The sequence below is a fragment of the Streptomyces sp. NPDC048434 genome (genome assembly GCF_043200375.1).
Taxonomy (GTDB): Bacteria; Actinomycetota; Actinomycetes; order Streptomycetales; family Streptomycetaceae; genus Streptomyces.
Genome location: NZ_JBICXQ010000040.1, coordinates 60,600 through 68,977, shown reverse-complemented (window position 1 = coordinate 68,977; position 8,378 = coordinate 60,600). Strand labels below are relative to the sequence as shown.

Sequence of the window (8,378 nt, the reverse complement as noted above, 5' to 3'; positions counted from 1 at the left end):
GCGCTTCTGGGGGGGGGGCCCCCCCCCGGGGGGGGGCGCGGGGGGGGGGGGGGGGCCCCCGGCGGGGGGGGGGGGGGGCCGCCCCCCCCCGGGGGGGGGCCCCCCCCCCCACCGCGGGTGACCTCGGGGTGCCGGGCGAGTCCGAGATAGTCGTTGCCGGCCAGATCGAGCAGCGGGGAGTCGGCCGGGCGGGGGCGCAGGGTGCGCACGAGTCCCGCGTGACGGCGCTCCGCGCCGACCGCATCGAGCCAGTCGAAGGCCGCGTCGTACGCCGGGCGGGCGGGCTCGGCGGTGGGCTCGGCGGGTCTCGCCGGGGAGGTGTCGCGAAGCAGCGGCGGGGCGGAGTCCTGCGGCATCGGCGTCCTTCGTCTGTCGGCCTCGATTGTGGGCTGTCGATAGACGTTAGCGGTCGTTCCGTGCGCCCACGGTGTGGCGATACACACACCTCGATCGCGGCTCGTTGTGGGAATCCTCCTTGGCCGGGGGCGGTGGCGTACGTCAGGATCAACGCCATGGACCTGCTGAACACACTGGTGGACAAGGGACTGCGGCGCGAGTTGCCGACCCGTGAAGAGGCGCTGGCCGTACTGGCCACCTCCGATGACGAATTGCTCGATGTCGTGGCCGCGGCCGGAAAGGTCCGCCGCCAGTGGTTCGGTCGGCGGGTCAAACTGAACTATCTCGTCAACCTCAAGTCGGGCCTGTGCCCCGAGGACTGCTCGTACTGCTCCCAGCGGCTGGGGTCGAAGGCCGAGATCCTCAAGTACACCTGGCTCAAGCCCGACGACGCCTCCAAGGCGGCCGCCGCCGGGGTGGCCGGCGGCGCCAAGCGGGTCTGTCTGGTGGCCAGTGGCCGCGGCCCGACGGACAAGGACGTGGACCGCGTCTCGGACACCATCTCCGCCATCAAGGAGCAGAACGAGGGCGTGGAGGTGTGCGCCTGCCTCGGTCTGCTCTCCGACGGCCAGGCCGGGCGGCTGCGCTCGGCGGGCGCCGACGCCTACAACCACAACCTCAACACCTCGGAAGCCACATACGGCGACATCTGCACCACACACGACTTCTCGGACCGGGTCTCCACCGTCCAGCAGGCCCAGGCGGCCGGCATGTCCGCCTGCTCCGGGCTGATCGCCGGTATGGGGGAGAGCGACGCCGATCTCGTCGATGTGGTCTTCGCGCTGCGCGAGCTCGACGCGGACTCCGTACCGGTGAACTTTCTGATCCCCTTCGAGGGCACCCCGCTCGCCAAGGAATGGAACCTCACCCCCCAGCGCGCGCTGCGCATCCTGGCGATGGTGCGGTTCGTCTGCCCGGACGTCGAGGTACGGCTGGCCGGCGGCCGTGAGGTGCATCTGCGCAGCATGCAGCCGCTCGCGCTGCACCTGGTCAACTCCATCTTCCTCGGCGACTATCTGACCAGCGAGGGACAGTCCGGCAAGGACGACCTCGCGATGATCGAAGACGCCGGCTTCGAGGTCGAGGGCACGGACACCACGACACTGCCCGAGCACCGCAGGCAGGACGGCGACGAGGTGGCCGCCGAGGCCGTCGCCGACGACGCGGAGGCCGAGGCCGTCACCGTCCCGGCACCGTCCGACGAGACCCGCCGCGACCTGGTCTCGGTGCGCCGCCGCGGCGCCGGTACCGACCTTCCGCCCAATGCCTGAGCCATTCACCCCCGACGCACTGCTCGCGCTCGACCGGCAGCATGTGTGGCATCCGTACGGGCCGATGCCCGGCCGGACCGCACCGCTGCTGGTGGAGTCGGCGTCCGGCGTCCGGCTCCGGCTGGCCGAACCGGTCGAGGGCCAGGACGAGTTGGTGGACGGTATGTCCTCCTGGTGGTCGGCGGTGCACGGCTACAACCACCCGGTGCTCAATGACGCCGCGCGGGGCCAGCTGGAGCGGATGAGTCATGTGATGTTCGGCGGGCTCACCCATGAGCCCGCCGTGCGGCTGGCGAAGCGGCTGGTCGACATCAGCCCGGAGCCGCTGCAGCACGTCTTCCTCGCCGACTCCGGTTCGGTGTCGGTCGAGGTCGCCGTCAAGATGTGCCTGCAGTACTGGCGCTCGCTCGGGAAGCCGCGCAAACAGCGGCTGCTGACCTGGCGGGGCGGCTATCACGGCGACACCTGGCAGCCGATGTCGGTGTGCGATCCGGAAGGCGGCATGCATGAGCTGTGGCAGGGGGTGCTGCCGCAGCAGATCTTCGCGGACGCACCGCCGGCCGGCTTCGACGCCGATCCCGACGAGGCGTATGCGGCACATCTGCGTGAGCTCATCGGCCGGCACGCCGAGGAGCTGGCGGCGGTGATCGTGGAGCCCGTGGTGCAGGGGGCGGGCGGGATGTCGTTCCACTCCCCCGGGTATCTGCGGGTGCTGCGCGAGGCCTGCGATGAGCACGGCGTACTGCTCGTCCTCGACGAGATCGCCACCGGCTTCGGACGGACGGGCACGCTCTTCGCCGCCGAGCACGCGGGGATCGCACCCGATGTGATGTGTCTCGGCAAGGCGTTGACCGGCGGTTATCTGACCCTGGCGGCGACGTTGTGCACGACGGCCGTCGCGGACGGCATCTCCCGCGGCGCGCTGCCGGTGCTGGCGCACGGCCCCACCTTCATGGGCAATCCGCTGGCCGCCGCCGTCGCCGACGCCTCGATCGGACTGCTGCTCTCCCAGGACTGGGGGCAGGAGGTCAAACGGATCGAGGCGGGGCTGCGGGACGGTCTGGCACCGGCCGCGGGCATCGACGGGGTGCGCGAGGTACGTGTACTGGGCGCGATCGGCGTCGTCCAGCTCGACCACGAGGTGGACATGGCGGCCGCGTCGCGGGCGGCGGTCCGGGAGGGTGTATGGCTGCGCCCGTTCCGGGATCTGATCTACACCATGCCGCCGTACATCACCGGTGACGACGATGTGGCGCGCATCTGCGCCGCGGTGTGCGCGGCGGCCCGCGAGGGCTGAACGCACCGGCGGCGGCCGGTCGAGTCCGTCTCGGCCGGACGCCGCCGCCCCTCCGCAGAGACCGCTCACACACGAGCCGGACAGCCAGGAACCATTCGCCGTATCCCGCGCGGGATCGGCCGCGCAGAGTCGGAGGCAGACCATGTCGGTGCTGTTCGTGACGGGCACGGGCACGGAGATCGGCAAGACCGTGACCACGGCCGCGATCGCCGCGGCGGCGCTCGCCCGGGGGCGTTCGGTGGCCGTACTCAAGCCGGCCCAGACCGGTGTCACGGCACACGAGACCGGCGATGCTGCCGAGGTCGAACGGCTGGCCGGCCCGGTCACCACCGCCGAACTCGCGCGCTTCCCCGACCCGTTGGCGCCCTCCACGGCCGCGCTGCGGGCCGGCCTGCCGCCGGTGCTCCCCCACGAGATCGCCGAGGCCGCAGCCAAACTGGACGCCTCGCACGATCTGGTCCTGGTCGAGGGCGCGGGCGGGCTGCTGGTCCGCTTCGACGCCGACGGCCATACGCTCGCCGACGCCGCGCGGCTGGCGGACGCCCCCGTCCTGGTGGTCGCCCAGGCGGGCCTGGGCACCCTCAACGCCACCGCACTGACCGCGCTGGCGCTGCGCTCGTACGGGCTCGACTCCCCCGGCGTCGTCGTCGGCAGCTGGCCGGCCGAGCCCGACCTGGCATCCCGCTGCAATCTCGCGGATCTCCCGGACGCCGCGGGTGCGCCGCTCCTCGGCCTGATCCCGGAGGGCTCCGGCGGGCTGCCGCCACATGCCTTCCGCGCCGCGGCCCCGGACTGGCTGGCGCCCGTACTCGGCGGGTCGGGCGCGTTCCGTATTCCCTCGTGACACCGGCGGGGCGGGCGGCACACTGCGGCGATGGTGGGCCGCGCGTACGCCGATGACGGCCGCGCCGCGTGGTGCGACGCGTTCGACCGCCGGGGGCCGAGCGAGGATTTCTGCGGGCCGGCTGTCCGACGCCGGTCTGGCGGTTCGCCGGTCCGCCGGTCCGCCAGTCCGCCAGTCCGCCAGTCCGCCAGTCCGCCAGGGAACGCTACGGCGACTGGGACGGCACCCGCTGACCGCGACCGGCCCGGAGATCATCATCGTCCGGCGCGCGGCGCACCCTTCCGCCCCCCGGTGCGGAACGGCGCGGACTTCCGGGGCACCTGGGGGGCCTGTGACGGCGCGGCGGCCGTCGGCCCGTACGGATTTCCGAACGGCGGATGAGGCAGCTCCTTACGGGTCCCGGTCCGCCCAGTGGGGAGACTGACAGCAGGAGCGGGCACCGTCGGCGAAAGGTCCGTCATGTGGCAGCGCAGGAGAGTTCCGCAAGGCAGCGTCCATCACCCGGTGTTCGCCCGCTTCTACGCCAGCTGCTGCGGTCCGGCCGCGGACGCGCGAGCGGGGGTGAGCGCGCTCCGGAAGGAGCTGCTGACGGGCGCTACCGGCCGGGTGATCGAGGTCGGCGCGGGGACCGGGCTGAACTTTGCGCACTATCCGGGCACGGTCTCGGAGGTGGTGGCGATCGAGCCGGAGCCCACGCTGCGCGAGGTGGCCAGGTCGGCGGCGGCGCATGCGGAGGTGCCGGTGGATCTGGTGCCCGGAGTGGCGGAGGCCCTGCCGGTCAAGAGTGAGGCGTTCGACACGGCGGTGGCGTCGCTGGTGCTGTGTTCCGTGCGCGAGGTGCAGCGGGCGCTGGTGGAGCTGCGGCGGGTGCTGCGTCCGGGCGGTGAGCTGCGGTTCTTTGAGCACGGGCGGGCCGCGGGGCGGGGGCTGGCGGCGGTGCAGTGGTCGCTGGACCGGACGGTCTGGCCGTTGCTGATGGGCGGCTGTCACACCGGCCGGGATCCGCTGGGCGAGATCCGGACGGCCGGGTTCGAGGTGCTGCGGGTGCGCCGGCTGAAGGTGCCGGAGCGCGGGCCGACGCTGCCGACATCACCGGTGGTGCTGGGCACGGCACGGCGGCCGGCCGGCTGACCTGTTCTGTCCTGTCCTGTCCTGTCCTGCTGCGGCCGTCTACCGTCCAGGCGCGGCCGTCACACCGTCCAGGTGCGCAGTTCGTCCGCGATGGTGCGGACGTCGGCCGTGCCCTCCTTGACGAGGCGGGCGAGGTCGCGGACCTGCTCGGGAGAGATGGTGATCTTCAGTCCGCTGGCGACGAGATAGCCATAGGCGACGGCGGTCGCGAACATGGCATTCGAGCGCTCCAACGCCGGTACCTGGAGCAGCAGTTGAAGGAGTGAGGCGGCACGGTCCTGGGGGTCGGTGTAGACCGGCACGCCGAATATCTCGGCTTCATGGCGGCTGACGGCGGCCACCAGGGCACCCCAGTCGGTGACCTCAGGGTCTCCGGGTGTGTGCTGTTCGGCGATGAGAAGGAGCCAGGCGAGGTCGATGCGCAGCGTCACGTGGTGCCCGGCAGTCCTTCGTGGTGGGTGGCGGTCGCGGCGCCCTCGGCACCGCCCGATTCCAGGCCGAATTCCTCGGCGAAAACACGCTCGTACTGCTTCATGAAGTCGGAGGCGGCCTCGACGAAGGTCTGGCCGACCTCGCCGGCGTCCTTGAGGACGAGCTCCTCGATATAGCGGTTCATGCTCACTCCCCGCTGCAGGGCGCGCTCCCGCGCCGCTTCGGCGGTGGCCTCATCCACGCGGACGTTCAGCTGTGTCTTCGCCACCCCTCCAAGCTAGCGCGCATCCGCTAGCAGCGGCAAGCGCCGGCCGGTACGCAGGGACCGGGACGGCGGGGGCTGCCGCCGACCGGCGGCGTACACGAGGATTCGCCGTCGGGGACGAGACGACCGGGGCGGGTGCCGTGGCCACCGCAGCGGGTGCCGTCGCCACCAGGGCGGGCGCCATCGCCACCCGGCCGCGCACATCGGCGCCGCCCGCCCGGATGCCGCGCAGTGCGGTCACCGGTCGGGCGGCGCCCCGCGGGCCGGGTTTTTACTTGTCGCCGAAGTCAGGGGCGGGGCGGGCGCGGCGACGGCCGAGGCGGCCCTGGGGCAACCTCCGGTCATACGACGGGACTTCGCGGGCGGCCGTCGGCGACAGGGTGCCGGGGAGGCGGGCCGGCGGGAAGTCCTCCCGGCCGGCCCGAAGCCGACGGCGGAGCCGAACCGCCGGCCACGACACCCGCGTGCCGCTGCCACCGCCACCGAAGCGGATGGCGCACGATGTGATCCGTCGTGAGACCGGGGCCCACCGGCGGGATCGGCGAGCGACCGGACCGGTCACGACCGCTCGGCCCTCAGGAGGACCACGCAGTGTCCGTCCCAGCCCCCGTCCCGCATCTGCAGCGCAGTCTGCGGCGCTTCGACATCATGGCGATGGGCGTCGCCGCCGTGATCTCGTTCGATGTGATCGGGCAGATCGCGGCCGGCGGGGGTGAGGCCGTCACCTGGATCGCCGTGATCGCGGTGGCGTTTCTGCTGCCCTACGCCCTGGTCTTCGCCGAGACCGGAGCCGCGTTCCCGCAGGAAGGCGGGCCCTATGTCTGGGTGGAGGTGGCCTTCGGCCGGCTGGCTGCCGCGCTGACCACCATGTTCTATTGGGTCACCAATCCCGTCTGGCTGGGCGGTTCGCTGGTCTTCGTGGCCGCGCAGGCATGGGACGGCTTCGTCTTCCCGCTCGGCTCGGGCACGGTGGCGGACCACGCGTTCAAGCTGGTCTTCATCTGGGCGGCCATTCTCACCGCGGTGGTCTCGCTGCGCCGCGGCAAATGGATCACCACGGCCGGCGCCGGGGCCAAGGTCCTGGCGCTGGCCTTCTTCACCGGGACGGCGGTGGCGTACGGGATCCGGCACGGCTTCCGCGGTCTGGAAGGCGCCGGCCTCTCCCCCACCGGAGCGGGGTTTCTGGCGCTGGTGCCGGTGTTGCTCTTCGCCTTCGTCGGGTTCGAGGCGCCCAACGCGGCGGGGGACGAGATGCTGGACCCGCAGCGCGATGTACCGGTCGCGATCGGGGTGTCGGGAGCCATCGCCACCTGCTGCTATCTGCTGCCGGTGCTGGCCATTCTCTCCGCGGCACCGGCCGGCCGGGTCACCGGCGTCGGCGGCTTCATGGATGCCGCCCGGCTGGTCTTCGGGATCTACGGGAGCTGGCGCGAGCCGCTGCTGACCTGTGTCGCCGTGTTGTTCGTGGTGGCGCTGCTGACCCAGGGCAGCGCCTGGATGATCGTCGCCGACCGGATGCAGGCCATGGTGGCCGCCGACGGCGGGTTCTTCAGCCCCTACCTGGGCGTCTTCCATCCGCGGCTGGGCACACCGGTGCGGATGAATCTGCTCTCCGGTGTCGCCGCCACCGTCTTCATGGTCGCCGCGATGAACCTGGCGAACGGGGACGCGTCGGCCATCTTCGGCGTGGTGCTGGCCGTCGCGATCACCACACTGCTGCTGTCCTATCTCGCCGTGGTCCCCTCACTGCTGGCGCTGCGGCTGCGCCACCGCGAGGTGCCCCGGCCCTACCGGGTCCCGTTCGGCGCCCGCGGCTTCACCGTCGCCACGCTGCTCGTCTACGCCTGGATCCTGCTCGGGTCGTGGGTGGCGCTGTTTCCCGGCACCCTGGAGCCGCTCTTCGGGATCCCGTACGACTTCCGGGCGACCTGGGGCGTCTCCCGGCTCACCTTCGAGACGTTCACCCTCGGCACCGTCGTCCTGCTGCTCGTGATCGCCGCCGCCGGGTATCTGACGCAGCGCATGCGCGCCCGGCCCCGGGGCGCTGGACGCAAGGGCGGACCGGGCCGATAGCGCCGGCGCCGGAGGAGCCCACGGGCCGCGGCCATGGCACGCCCGCGGGGTCCGCATCGCGCAAAGGGTTCGACACGGCGTTCGGCCCGGTGATGGGATCCGGTCATGAGTGATTTCCAGGTCCGGGCCGCGACACCGGCCGATCTCGATGCCGTCCTCGCCTTTTGGAAGGGCGCCGCTGAAGGCACCAGCATCAGCGATGACACCGACGGCGTGGCGCGGCTGGTGGCCCGCGATCCCGAGTCGCTGCTGCTGGCCGAGCGGGACGGCGAGCTGGTGGGCACGGTGATAGCCGGCTTCGACGGCTGGCGCTGCCATCTCTACCGGCTGGCCGTGCATCCCGGGCACCGCAGGCAGGGCATCGGCGGGGCGCTGCTGGCGGCCGCCGAGGAGCGGTTCCGGGTGCTGGGCGGCCGGCGCGGCGACGCGATGGTGCTGGACCGCAATGAACTGGCGCAGCATGCGTGGCGCGCGGCGGGCTACGCGCCCGAGCCGCAGTGGAGCCGCTGGGTGAAGCATCTGGACGACTGAGCGGAGCAGTCCCGAGCGCGGCGGGGCCCCCCCCCCCCCCCCCCGCCCGCGCGGGGGGGGCCCCCCCCCCCCCACCATGAGGGTGCCGAAAAAAGGGTTTTAACCACCCCCCCCGTAGAATGTGTTTTGGGTGCACCC

The 8,378-nt window shown here is 72.5% G+C and carries 8 protein-coding genes and 1 pseudogene; 6 read left to right on the top strand and 3 right to left on the bottom strand.

The window, feature by feature from the left end; translation table 11 throughout:
• Positions 1 to 77 precede the first annotated feature (77 nt).
• Positions 78 to 356: pseudogene (locus ACGFWI_RS35205) on the bottom strand (8-amino-7-oxononanoate synthase); the annotation flags it as partial.
• Positions 357 to 512: 156 nt separating this feature from the next.
• Here ACGFWI_RS35205 and bioB point away from each other — a divergent pair.
• The 4 genes from bioB to ACGFWI_RS35185 all read left to right on the top strand — a co-directional run bounded on the left by bioB (position 513) and on the right by ACGFWI_RS35185 (position 4,939).
• On the top strand, positions 513 to 1,667 hold the full coding sequence (gene bioB / locus ACGFWI_RS35200) for a biotin synthase BioB (RefSeq protein ID WP_393910127.1): 1,155 nt from the start codon (positions 513 to 515) through the stop codon (positions 1,665 to 1,667).
• Positions 1,660 to 2,964, top strand: a complete 1,305-nt coding sequence (locus ACGFWI_RS35195; RefSeq protein ID WP_393910126.1) for an adenosylmethionine--8-amino-7-oxononanoate transaminase — start codon at positions 1,660 to 1,662, stop codon at positions 2,962 to 2,964. Before bioB ends, ACGFWI_RS35195 begins: the two co-directional genes overlap by 8 nt.
• 142 nt (positions 2,965 to 3,106) lie before the next feature.
• Entirely contained in the window at positions 3,107 to 3,808 is a 702-nt protein-coding gene (gene bioD, locus ACGFWI_RS35190) for a dethiobiotin synthase (RefSeq protein ID WP_393910125.1), read from the top strand.
• Between the two features lie 459 nt (positions 3,809 to 4,267).
• Entirely contained in the window at positions 4,268 to 4,939 is a 672-nt protein-coding gene (locus ACGFWI_RS35185) for a class I SAM-dependent methyltransferase (protein ID WP_393910124.1), read from the top strand.
• A gap of 59 nt (positions 4,940 to 4,998) precedes the next feature.
• Here ACGFWI_RS35185 and ACGFWI_RS35180 read toward each other — a convergent pair whose 3' ends face one another.
• On the bottom strand, positions 4,999 to 5,370 hold the full coding sequence (locus ACGFWI_RS35180; protein ID WP_393910123.1) for a fic family toxin-antitoxin system, toxin component: 372 nt from the start codon (positions 5,368 to 5,370) through the stop codon (positions 4,999 to 5,001).
• Positions 5,367 to 5,639, bottom strand: coding sequence for a toxin-antitoxin system HicB family antitoxin (locus ACGFWI_RS35175; RefSeq protein WP_393910122.1), 273 nt, complete (start codon positions 5,637 to 5,639; stop codon positions 5,367 to 5,369). The genes ACGFWI_RS35180 and ACGFWI_RS35175 overlap by 4 nt, the downstream gene beginning before the upstream one ends.
• A gap of 588 nt (positions 5,640 to 6,227) precedes the next feature.
• Between ACGFWI_RS35175 and ACGFWI_RS35170 the strand changes: the two genes are divergently transcribed.
• Both ACGFWI_RS35170 and ACGFWI_RS35165 read left to right on the top strand, forming a co-directional pair.
• Positions 6,228 to 7,709, top strand: a complete 1,482-nt coding sequence (locus ACGFWI_RS35170) for an APC family permease (RefSeq protein WP_393910121.1) — start codon at positions 6,228 to 6,230, stop codon at positions 7,707 to 7,709.
• 105 nt (positions 7,710 to 7,814) lie between these two features.
• Positions 7,815 to 8,240, top strand: coding sequence for a GNAT family N-acetyltransferase (locus ACGFWI_RS35165; protein ID WP_393910120.1), 426 nt, complete (start codon positions 7,815 to 7,817; stop codon positions 8,238 to 8,240).
• The last annotated feature ends 138 nt before the right edge of the window (positions 8,241 to 8,378 follow it).